The organism is Pseudacidovorax intermedius, from assembly GCF_003350475.1.
Taxonomy (GTDB): domain Bacteria; phylum Pseudomonadota; class Gammaproteobacteria; order Burkholderiales; family Burkholderiaceae_C; genus Xenophilus; species Xenophilus intermedius.
Genome location: NZ_QQAV01000019.1, coordinates 22,713 through 44,316 on the forward strand (window position 1 = coordinate 22,713; position 21,604 = coordinate 44,316).

17 protein-coding genes are annotated in these 21,604 nt (G+C 68.3%); 9 read left to right on the plus strand and 8 right to left on the minus strand.

The genetic code is table 11. The features are described 5' to 3' along the window. Nucleotides 1–13 precede the first annotated feature (13 nt). The 7 genes from DFR41_RS26720 to cyoA are packed head-to-tail and all read right to left on the minus strand — an operon-like array spanning nucleotide 14 to nucleotide 6,767. On the minus strand, nucleotides 14–577 hold the full coding sequence (locus DFR41_RS26720) for a response regulator transcription factor (RefSeq protein ID WP_017757641.1): 564 nt from the start codon (nucleotides 575–577) through the stop codon (nucleotides 14–16). Further along, on the minus strand, nucleotides 574–1,926 hold the full coding sequence (locus DFR41_RS26725; protein WP_017757640.1) for an ATP-binding protein: 1,353 nt from the start codon (nucleotides 1,924–1,926) through the stop codon (nucleotides 574–576). Before DFR41_RS26725 ends, DFR41_RS26720 begins: the two co-directional genes overlap by 4 nt. Beyond that, complete coding sequence (locus DFR41_RS26730; RefSeq protein ID WP_114804970.1) at nucleotides 1,923–2,672, minus strand: SURF1 family protein; 750 nt, start codon at nucleotides 2,670–2,672, stop codon at nucleotides 1,923–1,925. Before DFR41_RS26730 ends, DFR41_RS26725 begins: the two co-directional genes overlap by 4 nt. After that, entirely contained in the window at nucleotides 2,669–3,085 is a 417-nt protein-coding gene (cyoD, locus tag DFR41_RS26735; RefSeq protein WP_114804971.1) for a cytochrome o ubiquinol oxidase subunit IV, read from the minus strand. Before cyoD ends, DFR41_RS26730 begins: the two co-directional genes overlap by 4 nt. Then, on the minus strand, nucleotides 3,085–3,717 hold the full coding sequence (gene cyoC / locus DFR41_RS26740) for a cytochrome o ubiquinol oxidase subunit III (RefSeq protein WP_114804972.1): 633 nt from the start codon (nucleotides 3,715–3,717) through the stop codon (nucleotides 3,085–3,087). The genes cyoD and cyoC overlap by 1 nt, the downstream gene beginning before the upstream one ends. Next, the gene (cyoB, locus tag DFR41_RS26745) at nucleotides 3,710–5,713 is read right to left on the minus strand and encodes a cytochrome o ubiquinol oxidase subunit I (protein WP_114804973.1); all 2,004 of its coding nucleotides are present in this window, start codon (nucleotides 5,711–5,713) and stop codon (nucleotides 3,710–3,712) included. Before cyoB ends, cyoC begins: the two co-directional genes overlap by 8 nt. Nucleotides 5,714–5,768: 55 nt before the next feature. Next, nucleotides 5,769–6,767 (minus strand): ubiquinol oxidase subunit II, encoded by a 999-nt coding sequence (gene cyoA, locus DFR41_RS26750; protein ID WP_017757635.1) that lies wholly within the window; start codon nucleotides 6,765–6,767, stop codon nucleotides 5,769–5,771. A 179-nt stretch (nucleotides 6,768–6,946) separates the two neighbouring features. On the opposite strand from cyoA, the gene DFR41_RS26755 reads away from it, so the two are divergent. After that, on the plus strand, nucleotides 6,947–8,284 hold the full coding sequence (locus DFR41_RS26755) for an MFS transporter (protein WP_043118097.1): 1,338 nt from the start codon (nucleotides 6,947–6,949) through the stop codon (nucleotides 8,282–8,284). A 319-nt stretch (nucleotides 8,285–8,603) separates the two neighbouring features. Here DFR41_RS26755 and DFR41_RS26760 read toward each other — a convergent pair whose 3' ends face one another. Next, nucleotides 8,604–12,305 carry a PAS domain S-box protein gene (locus DFR41_RS26760; protein ID WP_114804974.1) on the minus strand — a complete coding sequence of 1,234 codons (3,702 nt, stop codon included), beginning with the start codon at nucleotides 12,303–12,305 and terminating at the stop codon, nucleotides 8,604–8,606. 143 nt (nucleotides 12,306–12,448) lie between these two features. On the opposite strand from DFR41_RS26760, the gene DFR41_RS26765 reads away from it, so the two are divergent. The 8 genes from DFR41_RS26765 to DFR41_RS26800 all read left to right on the plus strand — a co-directional run bounded on the left by DFR41_RS26765 (nucleotide 12,449) and on the right by DFR41_RS26800 (nucleotide 21,597). Further along, complete coding sequence (locus DFR41_RS26765; protein WP_114804975.1) at nucleotides 12,449–13,729, plus strand: GTP cyclohydrolase II; 1,281 nt, start codon at nucleotides 12,449–12,451, stop codon at nucleotides 13,727–13,729. Further along, nucleotides 13,726–15,048: a URC4/urg3 family protein gene (locus tag DFR41_RS26770; protein WP_114804976.1), complete on the plus strand. Its 1,323-nt coding sequence runs from the start codon at nucleotides 13,726–13,728 to the stop codon at nucleotides 15,046–15,048. The genes DFR41_RS26765 and DFR41_RS26770 overlap by 4 nt, the downstream gene beginning before the upstream one ends. Nucleotides 15,049–15,098: 50 nt before the next feature. After that, nucleotides 15,099–15,734, plus strand: a complete 636-nt coding sequence (gene upp, locus DFR41_RS26775; protein WP_114804977.1) for a uracil phosphoribosyltransferase — start codon at nucleotides 15,099–15,101, stop codon at nucleotides 15,732–15,734. A gap of 375 nt (nucleotides 15,735–16,109) precedes the next feature. After that, nucleotides 16,110–17,108 carry a BMP family protein gene (locus DFR41_RS26780; RefSeq protein ID WP_114804978.1) on the plus strand — a complete coding sequence of 333 codons (999 nt, stop codon included), beginning with the start codon at nucleotides 16,110–16,112 and terminating at the stop codon, nucleotides 17,106–17,108. Nucleotides 17,109–17,121: 13 nt separating this feature from the next. Beyond that, nucleotides 17,122–18,039 (plus strand): 5'-methylthioadenosine/S-adenosylhomocysteine nucleosidase, encoded by a 918-nt coding sequence (locus tag DFR41_RS26785; RefSeq protein WP_114804979.1) that lies wholly within the window; start codon nucleotides 17,122–17,124, stop codon nucleotides 18,037–18,039. Then, nucleotides 18,027–19,610 (plus strand): ABC transporter ATP-binding protein, encoded by a 1,584-nt coding sequence (locus DFR41_RS26790; RefSeq protein WP_114804980.1) that lies wholly within the window; start codon nucleotides 18,027–18,029, stop codon nucleotides 19,608–19,610. Before DFR41_RS26785 ends, DFR41_RS26790 begins: the two co-directional genes overlap by 13 nt. Nucleotides 19,611–19,612: 2 nt before the next feature. After that, complete coding sequence (locus tag DFR41_RS26795; RefSeq protein WP_043118144.1) at nucleotides 19,613–20,677, plus strand: ABC transporter permease; 1,065 nt, start codon at nucleotides 19,613–19,615, stop codon at nucleotides 20,675–20,677. Next, complete coding sequence (locus DFR41_RS26800; RefSeq protein ID WP_114804981.1) at nucleotides 20,674–21,597, plus strand: ABC transporter permease; 924 nt, start codon at nucleotides 20,674–20,676, stop codon at nucleotides 21,595–21,597. The genes DFR41_RS26795 and DFR41_RS26800 overlap by 4 nt, the downstream gene beginning before the upstream one ends. Nucleotides 21,598–21,604: the final 7 nt, after the last annotated feature.

A 21,604-nucleotide genomic window follows, 5' to 3' on the forward strand; every position in this document is an offset into this window, starting at 1 on the left:
CGGGTCGACGCGCCTACTTGACCTGCTGCTTGCCCAGCTTGCGCGCCAGGGTGCGGCGGTGCATGCCCAGGCGGCGCGCGGTCTCGGAGATGTTGAAGCCGGTCTCGGCCAGCGTCTCGTGGATGCGCTCCCACTCCAGCGTCTTGATCGAGCTGGCGCGCTGCGTGAGCTCGACCTCGGTGCTGCCTTCGGCGCGGCCGAAGGCTTCCTCGATGTCGTCGGTGTTGGAGGGCTTGGCCAGGTAGTGACACGCGCCGAGCTTGATCGCCTCTACCGCCGTCGCAATGCTGGCGAAGCCGGTGAGCACCACGATCAGCATCTCCGGGTCGTGCGCATGCAGGGCCTGCACGCAGGCCAGGCCCGAGGCCTCGCCCTGCAGCTTGAGGTCCACCACCGCATGGCTCGGCGACTCGGCCTCCAGCAGCGCATTCACCTCCTCGAGGCCGCCGGCGCGCAGCACCTCGTAGCCACGCCGCTCGAAGGACCGGGCCAGCGTGCGTGCAAAGGCATCGTCGTCTTCCACGATCAGCAGTTGCCGGGCGTCGGCGTCGGCATCGGACAGCAGCAGGTCGGTCATTCGGTCGGATCTTTGGTGGCAAGCGTGACGGCGGCCAGCGGCAGCGTGATGCGCACCAGCGCACCGCCCTCGGAACGGTTGGCGGCCTCCACCTGACCGCCCAGCGTACGCGCGACATTCACGACGAGGAACAGTCCGAGGCCACTACCCGGACGCCCCTTGGTCGACTGGTAGGGCGTGCCCAGGCGCGTGAGCATGTCGGCGCGAAAGCCCGGGCCTTCGTCGAAGACTTCGAGCACCAGCGTGTCGTCATCGCGGCCCACATGGAGATGGATGCGCTGGGGCGAGGCCTCGCGGGCATTGTCCAGCACGTTGCAGATCATCTGCGCGATGGCAGAGTCCGAGACCATGGGGAGATCGTGCCCAAAGCGGTTGCTGTAGAGCAGCACCGTGCCCGAGCGCGTGGAGCGCCAGTCGGCCACCAGGTCGTCGAGGAAGCGGCAGACGGTGGTCATGGCCGAGGACTCGCCCCGCGTCTCGCCGGCCGACAACAGGATGCCGCTGACGATGGACTTGCAGCGCAGCACCTGCGTCTGCATCTCCGTCACGTCCTGCAGCAGTTCGGGGTCGGAATTGAAGTGGGGCAGGTGCTGCCAGTCGCCCAGGATCACGGCCAGCGTGGCCAGGGGCGTACCCAGTTCATGCGCCGCGCCCGAGGCCAGCAGGCCCATGCGAACGATGTGTTCCTCTTCGGCCGCGCGCTGGCGCAGGGCGGCCAGGCGGGCGTCGCGCTCGCGCAGGTTCTGGCCGATGCGGGTGATGAACACCACCAACAGTACGGCGTTGAGGGCAAAGCAGATCAGCAAGCCCGCCAGATAAGGACTGGCCAGGCCACGGTGCGCCTCCAGCGCCACCGGCAGCGGCCGGCTGAAGATCGCCAGACCGGCGACGCAGCCGATGGCCACGGCCACCATCGTCCACACGGCCCAGGCCCGCAGCAGCACGGCGCCCAGGGTGACCTGCAACAGGTAGAGGTAGACGAAAGGGTTGCTGATGCCGCCGCTCAGGTGCAGTTGGGCCGTGAGCGTGCCCACGTCCACCATCAGGCCCAGGAACAGCTCGCCGTTGGTGACGCGCCGCCCGGTGCGCCAGCGCAGCAGGCTCAGCACGTTGAAGGCCAGCAGGCCTGCCAGCACGGCCAGCATGGGCTCCAGCGGAATGGGCAGCCGCAGGCCGTAGTGCGCGACCTCGATGGTCACGATCTGGCCGAAGGCGGCAATCCAGCGCAACTGGATCAGCTGGTGCAGGTTCTTGCGGCCGGTGGCCGAGTCGAGGCCGCGCGCGGCCTGGGCCCGCACCTGGGCACGCGCGGCGAGCAGGGCAGGGGAGTCGGGGGGGCTGGCGCTCATCGCGCCGGATTGTCGTCGTCCGGCCCCAGGGCACCACGGCGCCAGGCATAGACCAGGCCCACCACCAGAAGCAGGGCCATGCCGTACCAGGTGATGGCGTACATCAGGTGGTTGTTGGGAAAGCGGATGACCGTCAGGCCGCCCACGGGCCAGGTGCCCTCGGCCTGCTGCGGGTCGCGGGCAGCATCGACGAAGTAGGGGGCGGTGTCGGCGGCCGGCAGCCCGCGGGCCGCCGTGAGCGCGGCGATGTCGCGCGAATACCAGCGGTCGGCCGCGGGATCGTTGTGGCGCAGGAAGGCCCCCTTGGGCTCGGTGATGCGCAGCAGGCCCACCACGTCGACGGTGCCGGTCGGCTCGGCCCAGCCGCGGGCCGAGGGCTCACGCGCTTGTGGGGGCAGGAAGCCGCGGTTGACCCACACGACGCTGCCGTCCGGCCGCGCGAGGGGCGTCAGCAGCCAGAAGCCCGCGCCCAGATCGGTGGTGGCCTGCACCAGCGCTGCCTTGTCCGTCAGGAAGCGGCCCTGCAGCGTCACGCGCTGGTATTCCGCCCGCTCGGCCGTGACGGACGGCCACGCGGCACGCCCCGGTGCGTCGATCGGCGTTGCCGTCACCCGGGCATCGACCCGTGCGATCAGCTCGCGCTTCCACGCCAGGCGCTGGACCTGCCAGGTGCCCAGGGCCAGCAGCAGCACAAAAAAAAGTGCCGCGGCAGGCACGAGGACCCGACCGCGGCGCCGCTGCGTCATTGCGCGCGCTGGATGTGCTGCTGCATCTCGTGCGCCGGCATCATGTTCGTGTTCATGTGGAACATGACCCACAGCGTGCCCGCGATGGCAATGGCCACGAAGACGACGGTGAAGATGGTGGAGAGCAGCGTCCAGCCACCTTCGACCTTGCCGTTCATGTGCAGGAAAAAGACCATGTGCACGAGGATCTGCACGACGGCGAAGGCGCCCAGCACGATGACGGCCGTGTTGCGGCTGCTGATCACGTTGTTCATCACCAGCCAGAAGGGGATGGCGGTGAGCACGATGGACAGCACGAAGCCGATCATGTAGCCGGAGAAGGTGCTGTGCGGCCCGACGTCGCCGTGATCGTCGTGGTGGTGATCGTCGTGGGCGTGGCCGGCGTGAGCGGCGTGGGTGGCATGGGTACTCATCACAGCACTCCCATCAGGTAGACGAAGGTGAAGACGCCGATCCAGACGACGTCCAGAAAGTGCCAGAACATCGACAGGCACATCAGACGGCGCTTGTTCTCATGGATCAGGCCGTGCTTGGAGATCTGGATCATCAGCACGACCAGCCAGATCGAACCGAAGGTCACGTGCAGGCCGTGCGTGCCGACCAAGGCGAAGAAGGCCGATAGGAAGGCGCTGCTCTGCGGCGTGGCGCCTTCATGGATCAGGTGGTGGAACTCGTAGAGCTCCACGCCCAGGAAGCACAGGCCGAAGATGCCGGTGATGGCGAGCCAGCCCAGCGTGGCGCCCACCTTGTTCTGCTGCTTCTGCAGCATGGCGAAGCCGAAGGTGATCGACGACAGCAGCAGGAAGGCAGTATTGATCGCCACCAGCTTCAGGTCGAACAGCTCGGCGCCGCTGGGGCCGCCCGCATAGCTGCGGCCGAGCACGCCGTAGGTTGCGAAGAGCGCTGCGAAGATCAGGCAGTCGCTCATCAGGTAGAGCCAGAAGCCCAGCGAGGTGCCGTTCTCCGGATGTGGCTCGTCCGCCAGGTGATAGGCGCGGTCGGTGTTATCGCCGGCAGTGCCGGTGGCGTAGGCGAGATCAGACATGACGGGCCAGCAGTTGGGTGCGCGCGTTCTCGGCGGCCGAGACTTCCTCGGCCGGGATGTGGTAGTCGCGCTTGTAGTTGAAGGTGTGGATGATCGACGCCAGGATGGTGGCCGCGAACGAGGCGGCAGCCAGCGGCCACATGTGCCAGATGAGCGCGAAGCCGCAGATCACCGAGAACACCGAGATCACCACGCCAGCGCCGGTGTTGGCGGGCATGTGGATCGGCTTGAAGCCGCCGAGCGGGCGCTTGTAGCCGTTCTGCTTCATGTCCCACCAGGCGTCGACCTCATGCACCACGGGCGTGAAGGCGAAGTTGTACTGGGGCGGGGGCGAGGAGGTGGCCCACTCGAGCGTGCGGCCGTTCCACGGGTCGCCCGTGTGGTCGCGCAGTTGCTCGCGACGCAGGTAGCTCACGCCCAGCTGGACCAGGAAGCAGCCGATGCCGCAGGCGATCAGCACGGCGCCAAGCGCGGCGATCTGGAACCAGATCTGCAGCGAGGTGTCCTCGAAATGGTTGACGCGGCGCGTCACGCCCATCAGGCCGAGCACGTACAGCGGCATGAAGGCCACATAGAAGCCCACGAGCCAGAACCAGAACGAGCACTTGCCCCAGAAAGCGTCGAGCTTGTAGCCGAAGGCCTTGGGGAACCAGTAGTTGATGCCGGCGAACATGGCGAACACCACGCCGCCGATGATCACGTTGTGGAAGTGCGCAATCAGGAACAGGCTGTTGTGCAGCACGAAGTCGGCCGGGGGCACGGCCAGCAGCACGCCGGTCATGCCGCCGATGGCGAAGGTGCACATGAAGCCGACCGTCCACAGCATCGGCGGCTCGAAGCGGATGCGGCCGCGGTACATGGTGAAGAGCCAGTTGAAGATCTTCGCGCCCGTGGGGATCGAGATGATCATCGTCGTAATGCCGAAGAAGGCATTCACGCTCGCGCCCGAGCCCATCGTGAAGAAGTGGTGCAGCCACACGATGTACGACAGGATGGTGATACAGACCGTGGCATAGACCATGGACGTGTAGCCGAACAGGCGCTTGCCCGAGAAGGTGGCCACCACCTCGGAGAACACGCCGAAGGCCGGCAGCACCAGGATGTAGACCTCGGGGTGGCCCCAGATCCAGATCAGGTTGACGTACAGCATCGGGTTGCCGCCCGACACGTTGGTGAAGAAGTTCGTGCCGACATAGCGGTCGAGCGACATCAGCACCAGGGCGGCCGTCAGCACAGGGAAGGAGGCCACGATCAGCGCGTTGGTGCACAGCGAGGTCCAGGTGAAGACGGGCATCTTCATCAGGCCCATGCCGGGCGCGCGCATCTTGACGATGGTCACCAGCAGGTTGATGCCCGAGAGCGTGGTGCCCACCCCCGCGATCTGCAGCGCCCAGATGTAGTAGTCCAGGCCCACCCCGGGGTTCTGGTTGCCCAGCGTCGACAGCGCGAGCCAGCCGGCGGTGGAGAACTCGCCCAGGAACAGCGACAGCATCACCAGCACGGCGCCGCCGGTGGTCATCCAGAAGCTGAAGTTGTTCAGGAAGGGGAAGGCCACGTCGCGCGCGCCGATCTGCAGCGGCACGAGGTAGTTCATCAGGCCCGTGACCAGCGGCATCGCCACGAAGAAGATCATGATCACGCCGTGCGCCGTGAAGATCTGGTCGTAGTGGTGTGGCGGCAGGTAGCCCATGTTGTCGCCGAAGGCCACGGCCTGCTGCAGACGCATCATCAGCGCATCGGCAAAGCCGCGCAGCAGCATCACGATGCCCAGGATCATGTACATGATCCCGATCTTCTTGTGGTCGATGCTGCAGAACCAGTCGCGCCACAGCGGACCCCAGAGGCGGAACTTGGTGAGCAGCGCGAGCACGCCGAGGCCGCCGAGCGCGACGGCGATGAAGGTCCACAGCACGATCGGCTCGTGCGCCATGGGAACGGATTCCCAGGTCAGCCGCCCCAGCATCCAGTGGGGCGCGGCGGTAGAAGGTTCAGTCATAGGGCTTCGTTTCTTCGAATGGGTGCCGGGATGCGGGCCGGGGAGGGCGGCGTCCTCAGTTGAGCAGGTCGACCGGTTGGTTGGGCGTGCAGATCTGCTGCGGCATCAGCGCAGCGACGGCGGCCTCGCCGGCCTTGGTGCGGCCGCGCAACGCGTCCTGGGCCATCACCTGGTGCATGCAGCGCTGACCGTCCACGGTGCACAGGTTGAGCACGCGCGAGTACAGGTCGGGATCGACGGAAGCGAAGCGCTGCACGGGGTTGCGCTCGCTGGGCTTGGCCAGGTCGTTGTAGACGGCGCGCGTCAGGCTCTGGCTGCCGGACTTGGCATCGGCCACCCACTTGGCGAACTCTTCGTTGGAGACGCCGTGGAACTTGAAGGTCATGCCCGAGAAGCCGGCGCCGCTGTAGTGCGAGGACAGGCCGTGGTAGACGCCGGGCTTGTTGATGACGGCATTGAGCTCGGTCTGCATGCCGGGCATGGTGTAGATCATGCCGGCCAGGTCGGGCACGTAGAAGGCGTTCATCGTCGTGCTGGAGGTCAGCTTGAAGAGGATCGGCCGGTCGACCGGCGCCGCGACCTCGTTGACGGTGGCGATGCCCTGCTCGGGGTAGATGAAGAGCCACTTCCAGTCCAGCGAGACGACCTGGATCTCCAGCGGCTTGACGTCGGCCGGCATCGGCTTGCCCGCCGCGATGCGGTCGAGCGGGCGATAGGGATCCAGCGTATGGGTGCTGATCCACGTCAACGCGCCCAGGGCGATGATGATCAACAGTGGAGCCGACCAGATGACCAGTTCCAGGCGGGTGGAGTGGTGCCAGTCGGGCTGGTAGTCGGCCTCCTTGTTCGCGGCACGGTAGCGCCAGGCGAACAGCAGGGTGAGCACGATCACCGGGATGATGATCAGCAGCATCAGCCCGGTCGCGATCATCACGAGGCGGCCCTGCTGCGAGGCGATGTCCCCCGAGGGACTGAGCACCACCGTGTTGCAACCGGCCAGGAGCGCCGTGGCGGCCAGGAGGGCTGGCGCGCGGAAGGTCTTGAGTGAAGGCATACGCTGGAATCTGAAAGGAACGAGCAGGCCGGCACCTCGCGCGCCGGCGGCAGGAGTCCGCACTTTAGAGGTGCACGCCTGCGTAGGCGATTGGACAATTTGTCCTATCGACACTGTCCGACGGCTCTGCGAATCTCGCGTGGTAATCTGGGTGCTCCTCGAATACAAGGGAGACTTCGATGAGCAGCCTGAGCCCGGCACACCCCGGAATCCACTCTGGAGACCTCGAGCGAGACGCTCGCCAGGTCAATGCGGACGATCACGATGTGGCCCCGGGCGACATCGCGGTCGGCGTGGTGATCGGGCGATCCTCCGAGTACTTCGACTTCTTCGTCTTCGGCATCGCGTGCGCGCTGGTGTTTCCCCAGCTGTTCTTTCCCTTCGTCGAACGTCTCGAAGGCACGCTCTACGCGTTCGCCATTTTCTCGCTGGCCTTCATTGCGCGGCCCATTGGCACCATCGTCTCGATGGGCATCCAGAAGCGCTACGGCCGCGCCACCAAGCTGACCATCGCGCTCTTCCTGCTCGGTACGTCCACGGCGGGCATTGCCTTCCTGCCGGGCTACGACATCGTCGGCGGCTGGGCGATCCTGCTACTGGCCTTGTTCCGTATCGGGCAAGGGCTGGGCACCGGCGGCTCCTGGGACGGTCTGCCGTCCCTGCTGTCGATGAACGCGCCGCCGCACCGCCGCGGCTGGTACGCCATGCTGGGACAGCTGGGCGCGCCGCTCGGCTTCGTGGTTGCCAGCGCGCTCTTCATGTACCTGTACGGCAGCCTGTCGCAGGAAGATTTCATGAACTGGGGCTGGCGCTATCCGTTCTATGTGGCCTTTGCCATCAACGTGGTGGCGCTGTTCGCCCGTCTGCGCCTGGTGGTCACGCATGAGTACGAGAGGGCGCTCGAGCAGCGGGAGCTCGAACCCACGCCCGCCGGGGAACTGCTTCGCACGCAGGGTTACAACATCTTCATCGGCGCCTTCGCCGCGCTGGCCAGCTATGCGCTGTTCCACCTGGTGACGGTGTTTCCGCTGTCGTGGATCCAGCTCTACTCGGACCAGTCCATTGCCGACTTCCTGGGCGTGCAGGTGATTGGCGGCCTGCTGTGTGCTGCTGCCGTGCTGGCTTCTGGCTGGATTGCCGACCGCTTTGGTCGTCGCAACACCCTGGGCACCCTGGCAGCCTTGATCGGCTTGTTCAGCCTCGTTGCTCCGGTGCTGCTCAAGTCGAGCGAAGGACAGAACGTCTTCATCCTGATCGGCTTCGTACTGCTGGGCCTGTCGTATGGTCAGGCCTCCGGGACGGTGACCTCGAACTTCAGTGCGCGCTACCGCTACACCGGCGCCGCGCTGACCTCCGATTTCGCTTGGCTGGTGGGGGCCGCGTTCGCGCCGCTGGTCGCGCTCGGACTGTCGGCGCATTTCGGACTGGCCTTCCTCGGCGTCTATCTGGCCTCCGGTGCGATCTGCACGCTGGTGGCGCTCTATATCAACAAGACGCTGGAATCGTCACGCGAGTGAAGGACCGGCGGGCCAGGCGCCGAGGCGCCTGGTTCGTTGAGCCGACAGCGCCCTCAGGGGCGCTTTTTTGTGCCTGTCCGGCCATCGATGTCAGCAGCGGCGGACCGCGGTGCGGTCGGGGGGGAGAGCGGGAGGCACGGCGAGCGGCGTCGCCGCATTCACTGCATGCCCTCGCATCCATATAATTTGACATAACGCACATTGCATATCTAATGAACGGATAGATCGCCGAGTTCCCAGCCCTCGACCGGAGCCAGGCCGTCGCTGCGACCGCCTCGGCAACGGCTGGCTCTCGCACACAGCTGCTGGGCCGCGCGCCTCATCCTTCCACTGGCGCTGCCCGCTGAAGCCGGTCCGCCAGAACCTCCAGGGCCCTGCGACCGCGCTCGAAATCGAAATTGGCAATGGCGCCGTTGGCATCCTCCAGCATTTCGGCAGGCAGCAAGGCAGAGAGCGCTCCAAATGGAACCTCCGGCCATTCCCCTGCACGCAGCAGCGTGATGGTGCGCGCGATCAGGTCCAGCACGCACGCCAGATTCAGTTGCACATCGGTGCCGTTCGCGGCGTTGAGCCACACCGCGTCCGGCGATTGCAGGCGCTGGGCACGCAGGGCCTGTTCCGCATGCAGCAGTTCGCCCGGCAGCGCCACGATGCACTGGCTGCACCCGGTGGGATCCTGGGCCAGAGCCGCAGTCTCCAGTCGACCCGCCAATCCTTGCAGGGTGTTGAGCCCGAAATGCCCCGCCGCCCCAACCAGCCGGTGCGCCAGCGCGGCCAAGCCCTTCCAGTCCTGGTCGTCCGCGAGTTGCATCAGTCTGCCCGGCGTCGCGCGCTGCTCGGCCAGGAAGCGCTCGAGCGCATCGTGCAGCAGTCCCGGCCGGTGCCACAGCGACAGCGCGCGATGCCAGTCGATGGCCAGCGACTCGGGATGGCCGGCCTCGGGCAGTTCCGGGGCCATGACGAGTCCCAGCACGCGGGCCATCTCGCGCATGAGCTGCGTCGGCGCCAGGGGCTTGCCTGCAAAGCCCTCCATGCCGGCGGACTCGGCCACAAGGCGGTCGGCCTCGAGCACGCTCGCAGACATGGCGATGATCGGCGTGTGCCGGCCGGCCGCAGCCTGCTCGGCACGGCGGATGGCACGCGCCGCCTCCAGGCCGTCCATGCCGGGCATCTGCAGGTCCATGAGGATGAGGTCGAAACGCTCGCGCGCGGCGATCTGCACCGCCTGTTCGCCGCCCCCGGCCAGTGCCACCTGGTGGCCCTCGCGGCCCAGCAGGATCTCCAGCAGCTCCAGGTTGCTCGGCGCGTCGTCCACGGCCAGCACGCGCAGCGCGGGCAGTTGCAGCGGCGTGTCTGCGCCTCCAGCCGCATCCGGCGATCCGGCGGGACTGCCCAGCGGCAATGGCAGCCGCACGGTGAACACACTGCCGCGCCCCGGCGTGCTGGCTACCCGGATGGTGCCGCCCATCAGGTGCGCCAGCTGTCGCGAGATGGTGGTGCCCAACCCCGTGCCACCGAAGCGCCGCGACGTCGAGGCGTCGGCCTGGGCAAAGGGTTCGAAGATGCGCTCCAGCATGTCCTGCTCGATGCCGATGCCGGTGTCCTCCACCTCGAGGCTGAGCTGGCCACCGTGATGGCGCACGCGCAGCACCACCCTGCCCTGTTCGGTGAACTTCACGGCATTGCCCAGCAGGTTGAGCAGCACCTGCTGCACCCGCAGCGCATCGCCGCGGAAGTGCAGCGGCACGCTCGGGTGGTAGTCGAGGACCAGGTCGAGGCCCTTGCGGATCGCGCTGATGCGCATCGAGGCGACCACCTGGTCGCACAGCGCGCGCAGGGAGAAGTCTTCCTCCATCAGCGTCATCGCGCCCTTCTCCAGCTTGGCCGTGTCGAGCACCTCGTTGAGCAGTCGCAGCATCGAATGCGAGGCCTGGTGGATGGTGCTCAGGTGGCGGCGCTGGCTGGCGTCGAGCGGCGAATCGAGCAGCACCTCCGAGAAGCCGATGATGGCGTTCATCGGCGTGCGGATCTCGTGGCTCATGTTGGCCAGGAAGCTGCTGCGCGCGGCGGCGGCGGATTCGGCACGCTCCTTGGCGTCGCGCAGGGCCTGCTCCATCAGGCGCCGTTCGCTCAGGTCCGCCGCCAGCTTGAGTATCTTGAAGGGCCGCCCCTCGGCATCGAGGATCGGGTTATAGAAGCTGTGCAGCCACACCTCCCGTCCGTCCCGGGTGATGCGGGCATATTCGCCGCTTTGCTGCTCGCCGGCGCGCAGCCGCCGCCAGCGCTCGGCATAGTCGGCGCTCTGGACCTCTTCGGGCCGGCAAAGCACCGCATGGGGCTGGCCGCGCAGCTCTTCCATGGTGTAGCCGACCAGGCGCAGGAACAGGTCGTTGGCACGCAGGATGTGCCCTTCCAGGTCCAGCTCGACCATACCTTGCGCGCGGCCGATGGCGTTGACGATGCCCTCGTACTCGGCGTTGCGCGCGCGCAGCGCCGTGTTGTCGACCATCACCCCGTCGATCCACTGGATCTCGCCATCGTTGCCGCGCACGCCCCGGCCGGTTTCCGACACCCAGCGCAACCGGCCGCTGCGGTGCCGCAGGCGATATTCGACGTGGTAGGAGCGGTCCTGGTCGAGCGCCTGGCCCACCTGCCGCCAGATGCGCTCCACATCGTCCGGGTGCATCAGGTCCGCATAGCTGATGCGCCCGGCCAGGAAGTCCTCCGCCGGGAAGCCGCACAGGCCCTCTACGGCGTCGCTGATGAACAGCATGCGCCAGTCGCGGGCAAAGCGGCAGCGGAAGGTCACGCCGGGAATGTTGGCGATGAGCGAGCGGAACTGCTCTTCGCTGCGCCGCAGCGACAGCTCCATGTCCCGCCGCTCGCGGATGTCGGTCAGAAAGCCGACGAACAGCGCCTCGTCCGGCAGTTCTGCCCGACCCACCGCCAGGCGCACCGGTACCAGCCGCCCTTCCTTGTCACGTGCTTCCACCTCGCGGCCGACGCCGATGATGCGGGCCAGGCCGGTTGCCATGTAGCGCTCCAGATAGCCGTCATGACCACTGCGATGGGGCTCGGGCATCAGCATCGCGATGTTGCGGCCGACCACCTCCTCGGCCCGCCAACCCAGCAGGCGCTCGGCGGCGCCATTGAACGACTGGACGGTGCCGTGCGCGTCGATCATCACGATGCCGTCCACCGCCGTGTCCACCAGGGCGCGCAGGCGCGACTCGCTGCGGCGCACCTGCTCCAGCAGATGCCGCTGGCGCAGCCCCACCTGCAGCGCCACCGCCAGCAGGCCGATCAGGGCCACGAACCCCGCGATGGCCACCACCAGCAGCGTGTGCCGCCCCTCAGGCACACCGTCGATGGCGACGCCGTCGAAGCGCAGCGCCGCCATCGCCGTGTAATGCATGGCGAGGATGGCCAGGCCGAGCACCGACCCCGCCACGGCCGCCACCCGCCAGGGCCGGTTCTGCGCCTGCACGCGCAGGCGGGCATAGACCCACAGCGCCAGCGTGGCCAGCAGCACGGCCAGCACCAGGGAGAAGGCGGTCAAGCCGGGATCCTGGCGCATGCCCACCATGGCCGCCGAGGCGGCCATGCCGGCATGGTGCATGGCGCCGATGCCCGCGCCCACCGCCACCCCGCCCCAGGCAATGGCCGCCCGGCCCAGATGCGCGCGCGTCAGCAGCAGCATGGCCACCCAGCAGGCGCCCAGCGCTGGCAGCAGCGACAGCGCCGTCATGCCCAGCCCGATCGGGGCCGCAGCGCACAGCGCAAAGGCCAGCATGCCGATGAAATGCATCGCCCAGATGCCGCAGGCCATGGCCAGCGCGCCACCGGCCGCGCTCAGATGACGGATGCCGGCATTCCGCGCGCGCCAGCCCAGCGACGCCATGTGAACCGCCAGGATGGAGGACAGGATGGCCATGAGCACGGACAGGCCGACCAGCCGCGCATCGTGGAGGCGCCAGAGCAGAGGCTCGGCAGCAAAGTCGGCAGAGGAGATCCACGACATGGCTTTTTCACTATATTGCAGAAAGTAAGCCGAAACTGTCGCTCCTCAGATGCCTCGGCTATTTGGGGGAGGCAGGGGCCCCGGTCACGTTTTCTTGCCAGCGGTCCGACCCCTCGCTACATTGACATTTTTGAGGGCCCGCAATGTCTGTAGACAGCACCACGTCTCCCCCCGCCACCTCACCCTCCCCCCGCCAGCACATCCGTCTGACCTCCCACGCGGGGGGCCTGGGCTCGCTGCCCATCCACTGGGACGCGGCCACCCCGGCCGAACGCGGGCCGGTCGTTGGCACCACCACCCGCCGGGCCCACCGCAACGTGATCGGCACCCACAGCGGCAGCTACAGCGTCTACCGCGCGCTGGCCGTGGCCGCGGGGGCGCTCAAGCGCGAGCACCGCGCCGACCTCACCAACACTTCGCCGACGGACGTGATCGGGCCCTATCCGCAATGGAGCGAGCCGGGCAAGATCGTGTCGATGGACCCCTGGGGCGCGGTCGTCTCCGACGTCTTCGCGCAAGAGCTGGCCGCGGGCTACGACATCCGCCCGACCATCGCAGTGACCAAGGCGCACGTGATCCTGCCCGAGGTGATCGACGCGCTGCAGAAAGGCCGTCTGAAGGCCGACGGCAAATTTCTTACGGCCGGCGGTGCCGCGCTGGTCACCAAGGCGGCCATCGAGCCGGTCTGGTGGCTGCCGGGCGTGGCCAAGCGCTTCGGCTGTTCCGAAACCGACCTGCGCCGCGTGCTCTTCGAAGAGACGGGCGGCATGTACCCTGAGCTGGTCACGCGCTCCGACCTCGAGGTCTTCCTGCCACCCATCGGTGGGCAGACCGTCTACATCTTCGGCAACCCGCGCGACCTGGCCAACCCCGAGGTCGAACTCACCGCCCGCGTCCACGACGAATGCAATGGCTCGGACGTGTTCGGCTCCGACATCTGCACCTGCCGCCCCTACCTCACGCACGCCATCGAAGAGTGCATCCAGGGCGCTCAACGCGGCGGCGTGGGCCTGATCTCCTACGCGCGCAAGGAAGGCCGCGCGCTGGGCGAGGTCACCAAGTTCCTGGTCTACAACGCCCGCAAGCGGCAACTGGGCGGCGACACCGCCGACCAGTACTTCGCCCGCACCGAATGCGTGGCCGGCGTGCAGGACATGCGCTTCCAGGAGCTGATGCCCGACGTGCTGCACTGGCTGGGCATCCGCAAGATCCACCGGCTGGTCTCCATGAGCAACATGAAATACGACGCCATCACCGGCTCCGGCATCGAGGTGGGCGACCGCGTGAACATCCCCGACGACCTGATTCCGGCGGATGCCCGGGTGGAGATCGACGCCAAGATGGCGGCCGGCTACTTCACACCCGGCAAGGTGCCCGGTGCCGATGAACTCAAGGCCACCCGCGGACGGGGGCTGGGCGAATGACGGACAGCCAACACGTGCTTCCCACCACCGACCTCAACCTGCCCGAGGCCGCCGTCGCCTGGCTGCGCACCACGGTCGCCGTGCGCGAGCGCGCGGCCGAACTGCTGGCCCGCGCGCGCCGTGGCGAATCGGCCTTCTTCACCATCGGCGACGAGACGCGCCTGGACGATGCGGCGCGTGAAGTGGCCCAGGTCACCCAGGCGCGCTACGCCTGGCGGCCGATCCCGTACCACAGCCGCTGGCGGCATTTCGAGGCGGGTGGCGTCGACCGGGCGGCCGAACTCGACCATCTGCTGAGCGAACATGCGACTCCTCGCGAGAAGGCCAAGGCCCGCATCGACCTCGCCGTGGTGAGCGTGCTGCTCGACGCCGGCGCCGGGGCCGACTGGGCCTACCGCGAGTCGGCGTCCGACCAGCGCTTCACCCGCTCCGAAGGCCTGGGCGTGGCCAGCTTCCATGCCTTCAAGGCGGGACTGTTTTCTTCCGACCCGGATCGCCCTTTGCAGGCCGACGCGGCCGGGCTGCGCGGCCTGGTCGCCGACCGCCTGGCACAGGCCTTCCAGGTGCGCAGCGACAACCCGCTGGTCGGCCTGGACGGTCGGGTGACGCTGCTGCGCCGCCTCGGCGAGGTGCTGGCCGAGCAGCCGGCCGTCTTCGGCACCGAGGTGCAGCGGCCGGGCGGCCTGTTCGACATGCTCATCGCGCCCGAAGGCGTGGCCGTGCCGCCCACCGCGACGGTGCAGGTGCACGACATCCTCACGCTGCTGCTGGATTCGCTCTCGGCCATCTGGCCCTCGGCCAACTACCTGCATCGCCACCCCACCGCCCTGCCCGGTCCGGGCGAGCCGGCGCTGGCCCTGGGCGACTGCTGGGCGCACAGCGCGGTCGGCGGCGAGGGCCGCACCCACGGCTGGGTGCCCTTCCACAAGCTGTCGCAGTGGCTCACCTACTCGCTGATCGAGCCCTTCGAATGGGCGGGCGTGAAGGTCGAGGGCCTGGATGCCCTCACCGCCCTGCCCGAGTACCGCAACGGCGGCCTGCTGCTGGACACCGGCGTGATCGTGCCGCGCGATGCGGCCCTGCTCGAACGCAGCTGGCAGGTCGGCGACGAATTCATCGTCGAATGGCGCGCCCTGACCGTGGCGCTGCTCGACGAACTGGCACCCATCGTGCGTCGCCACGTCGGCCGCAGAGCCGACGAGATGCCGTTGGCCTGCATCCTCGAAGGCGGCACCTGGGCGGCCGGCCGGGCCGTGGCCCAGCGCCTGCGCGATGGCCTGCCGCCGCTGCGCATCGAGAGCGACGGCACGGTGTTCTGAGCCCGCCTCCTCTACCATCGCACGCCTTCTGTTTTTGACAAGAACGATTCATGACGACGCCCAACGCTCACCTGATCACCCATCCGCTCGTCCAGCACAAGCTCACCCTCATGCGCCGCAAGGACGCCTCGACCAACAGCTTTCGCCGTCTGCTCAACGAACTGGCCTCGCTGATGGCCTATGAAGTGACGCGGGACATCCCGACCTCGGAGATCGAGATCGAGACGCCGCTCGAAGTGACGCGCGGCCGGGTGATCGACGGCAAGAAGCTGGTGTTCGTGTCCATCCTGCGGGCCGGCACGGGCATCCTGGACGGCATGCTCAGCGTGGTGCCCGGCGCGCGCGTCGGCCACATCGGCCTGTACCGCGACCCCAAGACGCTCACGGCCGTCGAGTACTACTTCAAGATGCCCAGCGACATGCAGGAGCGCGACATCGTGGTGGTCGACCCGATGCTGGCCACCGGCAACTCGGCCGTGGCGGCCGTCGAGCGACTCAAGGAGCTGTCGCCCAAGTCCATCAAGTTCGTCTGCCTGCTGACCTGCCCCGAAGGCCTGAAGACCATGTACGAGGCGCACCCGGATGTGCCGGTGTACACGGCCGCCATCGACCGGCAGCTCAATGAGCATGGGTACATCCTGCCCGGCCTGGGCGATGCGGGCGACCGCATCTTCGGCACGAAGTAGAGATATCCCCCAGGCTGCGCGGGCTGGGGCCCGCTCCGCCAACCCCCTCCGGGGGCACACGCTGCGGCCCGGCAAAGCCGGTTCCGCGCGTGTTGTTGGCGTGGCCTGCTCCGCGGCCCTTTGTCTCGGGGGGCTGCTTCACGGCTGATGGCGATGGCGTGGCCTGTTTGCGTAGCTCGGACGAACTGCTCACGGATGCCCATCCAACCGTTCACGTTGAGCCTGTCGAAGCGCGGTTCAGGGCTTCGACAGGCTCAGCCCGAACGGTGGGAAACACCGACCCACTTGTCCAGCGCGGGCCTCATGTAAACGCGTACCCGGCTCAGCCGGCACCAATCCTGCTTGTCCAACCCCCATCAACGAGGAGTGAGAAAGATGATCCAGCGCCGTCCCCTGATCCTGAGTGCCGCCGCCCTGGCGGGGCTTGTCGCGGTCGGGTTGCCGCAGCTCGCGTTCGCCCAGTCCAAGCTCAAGGTGGCCGCGGTCTATACCGTGCCCTTCGAGCAGCAATGGGTGGGTCGCATCCACAAGGCACTCAAGGCGGCCGAGGCCCGCGGTGAGATCGAGTACAAGGCCACCGAGAACGTTGCCAATGCCGACTACGAACGCGTGATGCGCGAGTACGCCACGGCCGGCAACCAGCTGATCCTGGGCGAGGCCTTCGCCGTGGAGGCCGCGGCCCGCAAAGTGGCCAAAGACTTCCCCAAGACCATGTTCCTCATGGGCTCGTCGGGCAAGCCGCAGGCGCCCAACTTCAGCGTCTTCGACAACTACATCCAGGAGCCCGCCTACCTCACCGGCATGATCGCCGGCGGCATGACCAAGTCGAACAAGATCGGCATGGTCGGCGGCTTTCCGATTCCCGAGGTCAACCGGCTGATGAACGCCTTCATGGCCGGCGCGAAGGAAGTGAATCCCAAGGTGGAGTTCAGCGTGAGCTTCATCAACAGCTGGTTCGATCCGCCCAAGGCCAAGGAGGCCGCCTTCGCCATGATCGACAAGGGGGCGGACATCATGTACGCCGAGCGCTTCGGCGTGAGCGATGCCGCCAAGGAGCGCAAGGTGCTGGCCATCGGCAACGTGATCAACACGCAGCCGCAGTACCCCGACACCGTCGTCGTGTCGGCGCTGTGGAACATGGAGCCCTCCGTCGACCGCGCCATCAAGCTGGTCAAGGACGGCCAGTTCAAGGCCGAGGACTACGGCCCCTACTCGCAGATGCAATACAAGGGCTCCGAACTCTCCCCGCTGGGCACCTTCGAGAAGAAGGTGCCGGCCGACCTGGTCGCCAAGGTCAAGGCACGCGAGGCCGAGATCCTGTCGGGCAAGTACAGCGTCAAGATCGACGACCGCCAGCCCAAGTCGTCCAAGTGAGGCCATCGGCCGCATGAACAGCTTCCGCCGATTCCTGCTGGCCCTGGCGGCCAGCGCCGCCCTGGCCGGCTGTGCCGGCGTGGCGCCGCCGCCCGCGGCAGACACCCCGCGCATCGCCGTCATGTCGGCCTTCGAGCCTGAGCTGGTGCTGATTCGCCAGAAGCTGCAGGACGCGCGCACCACGCGCATCAACGGTGTGGAGTTCCACACCGGCACGCTGCAGGGGCGGCCGGTGGTGCTGTTCCTCTCGGGCATCAGCATGACCAACGCCACCATGAACACGCAGCTGGCACTGGACCGCTTCAAGGTCAGCCACGTGGTGTTCAGCGGCATCGCCGGGGGCGTCAATCCCAACCTGTCCATCGGCGACGTCACGGTGCCGGCGCAGTGGGGCCAGTATCTCGAAGTGCTGATGGCCAAGGAGGTGGCGCCCGGCCGCTACGAGAAGCCGCCCTTCATCCGGGACGCCACGCTGCCCAACTTCGGCATGATGTTCCCGCGCCCGGTGGAATTCCGCTCGGCCGCGCAGCCGCAGGTCGCGCGGCGCTTCTGGTTCGAGGTCGACCCCGGCATGCTGGCCGCGGCGCGCACCATGAAGGTGGACCTGGCCGCCTGCGCGGCCGGCACCTGCCTCAAGCATGCGCCGCGCCTGGTGGTCGGCGGCAACGGCGTCTCGGGCCAGGCCTTCATGGACAACAAGGCCTTTCGCGAATACACCTTCGCCACCTTCCAGGCCAACGTGCTGGACATGGAGACGGCCGCGGTGGGCATGGTGGCCCATGCCAATGGTGTGCCCTACCTCGCCTTCCGCTCGCTCAGCGACCTGGCCGGCGGGGGCGAGGGGGCCAACGAAATGGGCACCTTCATGCGCCTGGCCGCCGACAACTCGGCCCAGGTGCTGTTGGCCTTCCTGGCGCAATGGAAGCCCTGAGCCCGGCGGGCGACGCGGCCGGCGGCGCGCCGGTGCTGCGGCTGGCGGGCATCACCAAGCGCTTCGGCCCGCTGGTGGCCAACGACGCGATCTCGCTCACCCTGCAGGCCGGCGAGGTGCTGGCGCTGCTGGGCGAGAACGGTGCCGGCAAGTCCACGCTGATGTCCATCCTCTTCGGTCATTACGTGGCCGACGAGGGGCGGATCGAGGCCTTCGGTCAGCCCCTGCCGCCCGGCCATCCGCAGGCGGCGCTGGCGGCGGGCATCGGCATGGTGCACCAGCACTTCACGCTGGCCGACAACCTCAGCGTGCTCGACAACATCGTGATGGGCAGTGAGCCGCTGTGGCTGCCCTTCAGCCGGCGGGCCGCTGCGCGCGAGCGATTGCAGACCGTGGCACGGCGATTCGGCCTGCCGGTGTCGCCCGATGCGCGCGTGGCCACGCTGTCGGTCGGCGAACGTCAGCGCGTCGAGATCCTCAAGGCGCTGTACCGCGGCGCCCGCATCCTGATCCTGGACGAACCCACCGCCGTGCTCACGCCGCAGGAGAGCGAGGCGCTGTTCGACACGCTGGGCCAGATGGTGGCGCAGGGGCTGTCGATCATCTTCATCAGCCACAAGCTGGGCGAGGTGCTGCGGGTGTCGCACCGCGTGGCCGTGCTGCGCCAGGGCCGGCTGGTGGCCGAGGCCCGTGCCAGCGACACCACGCAGGCGCAGCTCGCGCAATGGATGGTGGGGCATGCGGTGGAGGCGCCCGTGCGACAGCCGGCATCCGCTGCCGGCGCCGAGGTGTGCGTGCTCGACGGCGTGAGTACCGAGGGCGCCGCTGGCGCGCTGCACGCGGTGTCGCTCACGCTGCGCGCGGGGCAGATCACGGCCATCGCTGGCGTCTCCGGCAACGGCCAGGTCGCGCTGGCCGAGTTGCTCTGCGGCACGCGCAGGGCGCGGTCCGGACGGGTCCACCTGCTCGGTGCGCCGCTCCTGGCACAGCCTGCCCGGCTGGTGGCGCAAGGTGTGGCGCGCATCCCCGAAGACCGCCACGCCGTCGGCGTGGTCGGCGACCTGCCGGTGTGGGAGAACGCCGTGGCCGAACGCCTGCGCACCCCCGCCTTCTCGCGCCCGCTGCTGCCCGGCCTTCGCTGGGTGCGCCGCGCCGCGGCCCGCGCCCATGCGGCGCGCATCCAGCAGGCCTTCGACGTGCGCGGCGGCGGACTCGATGTACCGGCCCGCTCGCTGTCGGGCGGCAACATGCAGAAGCTCATCCTCGGGCGCGCACTGACCGCGCCCGATGCGGGCTCCACGGCGGTGCCGCGGCTGATCGTCGCGCACCAGCCGACCTGGGGCCTGGACATCGGCGCCGTGGCCTATGTGCAGCGGCAGCTGATCGCGGCGCGCGACGCGGGCGCGGCGGTGCTGCTGATCTCGGACGATCTCGACGAGGTGCTGGCCCTGGGTGATCAGGTCGCCGTGATGCACGGTGGCCACCTCACGCCCACGCGCCCGGCGGAGGCCTGGACGCGCGAGGCCATCGGCCTGGCGATGGCCGGCGAAACGGAAAGGACGCCCGCATGACGATGCGGCTCGAACGACGCACGCAGCCGTCGCGCACGGCCCTGGTGCTCGCGCCGGTGGGCGCGGTCGCCTTCACGCTGCTGGTCAGCGCCCTGCTGGTGCTGTGGGCCGGGGCGCCGGTGGGTCGCACCTACGGGCTGCTGCTCTCCGGCGGCTTCGGCTCGGTCTTCGCCTTGAGCGAGACGCTGACGCGGGCCATTCCGCTGATCCTCACCGGCCTGTCGGCCGCGGTGGCCTTCCGGGCCCGGCTGTTCAACATCGGCGCCGAAGGCCAGCTCTACGCTGGCGCGCTGGCGGCCGTCGCCATCGGCGGCATGCACGACGGTACGGGCCTGGAATGGCCGGTGGCGGTACTGCTGCCGCTGATGTTCCTGGCCGCCGCGCTCGCGGGCGCGCTGCTGCTGCTCGGTCCGGCCCTCATGAAGAGCCGCCTGGGCGTGGACGAGGTGGTGACCACGCTGCTGCTCAACTTCATCGTGCTGCTCGCCGTGGGCGCACTGCTCGACGGTCCGATGAAGGACCCGACCGCCATGGGCTGGCCGCAGAGCGTGGCGCTGCAGTCGGACCTGGAGCTGTCCAAGCTCATCCCGCAGACGCGGGTGCACAGCGGCCTGCTCGGCGCACTGGTGCTGGCCGTGGGCGTGTGGCTGCTGTTCAAACACACGGTGCTGGGCTTCGACATCCGCGCCCTGGGCGCCAACCCGCGCGCTGCCGCCTTTGCGGGCGTGCCGGTCACGCGCACCGTGGTGCTCACCGCGCTGCTGTCGGGCGCACTGGCCGGGCTGGCCGGCGCCGTGGAAGTGGCGGGCCGCACCAGCTATGTCACGCTCGACATGTCGCCCGGCTATGGCTACAGCGGTATCGTGATCGCCATGCTGGCCGGCCTTCATCCGCTGGGTGTGGTGGCGGCGGCCGTGTTCGTGGCGGGGGTGCTGGTCGGCGCCGATTCGATGAGCCGCGCCGTTGGCGTGCCGACCTACATCGCCGACGTGATCGTGGCCGCCTCGCTGCTGTCGGTGCTGGTGGCGGCGCTGTTCACGCAGTTCCGACTGAGGTGGTCGCGATGAGCGAGGTGGCCGACATCGTCGCGCAGGCCTCCTTCTGGGTCGCCCTGCTGCGCATTGCGACGCCGCTCATCCTGGGCACGCTGGGCGTGTTGCTGTGCGAGCGGGCCGGCGTGCTCAACCTGGGCATCGAAGGGATCATGGTGGCCGGCGCCTTCGGCGGCTGGCTGGCGGTCTATGCCGGCGCACCGCTGTGGCTGGGCGTGGTGGTGGCCGCCCTGGTCGGCGGCGCCTTCGGGCTGCTGCATGCCTGGCTGACCGTGGGCCTCGCGCTTTCGCAGCATGTGTGCGGGCTGGGCATCACGCTGCTGGCGACTTCGCTGTCCTACTACGGCTACCGCGTGAGCTTTCCCAAGGTGAGCACGCCGCCGACCGTCACGCCCTTTGCGCCCATGGACTGGCTGCCGATTCCGGTGCTGAATGCGCAGACGCCGATGACGCTGCTGGCACTGCTGCTCGTGCCGCTGGTGGCCTGGCTGCTCTACCGTACACCGGCAGGCCTGGCGCTGCGCATGGTGGGCGAGAACCCGCAGGCGGCCGAGAGCCAGGGCGTCTCCGTGGCGGCGACCCGCACGCTCGCCATCGTGGGCGGCTCGGCGTTGATGGGCGTGGCGGGCAGCTTCCTCACGCTGTCGGCCTTCAACGCCTTCTTTTTCAACATGGTCAATGGCCGCGGCTGGATCTGCGTGGCGCTGGTGGTGTTCGCTTCATGGCGGCCGGGCAAGGCGCTGCTCGGCGCCCTGCTCTTCGCCTTCTTCGATGCGCTGCAACTGCGGCTGCAGCAGGCCGGCGACGCCGCCCTGCCCTACCAGGTCTACCTGATGCTGCCCTATGTGCTGTCGATCCTGGCGCTGGTGCTGGTGGCGCGCAAGGCCAGCTATCCGCAAGCCCTGATGAAGCCCTATCGCAAGGGCGAGCGCTGAGGCAGTA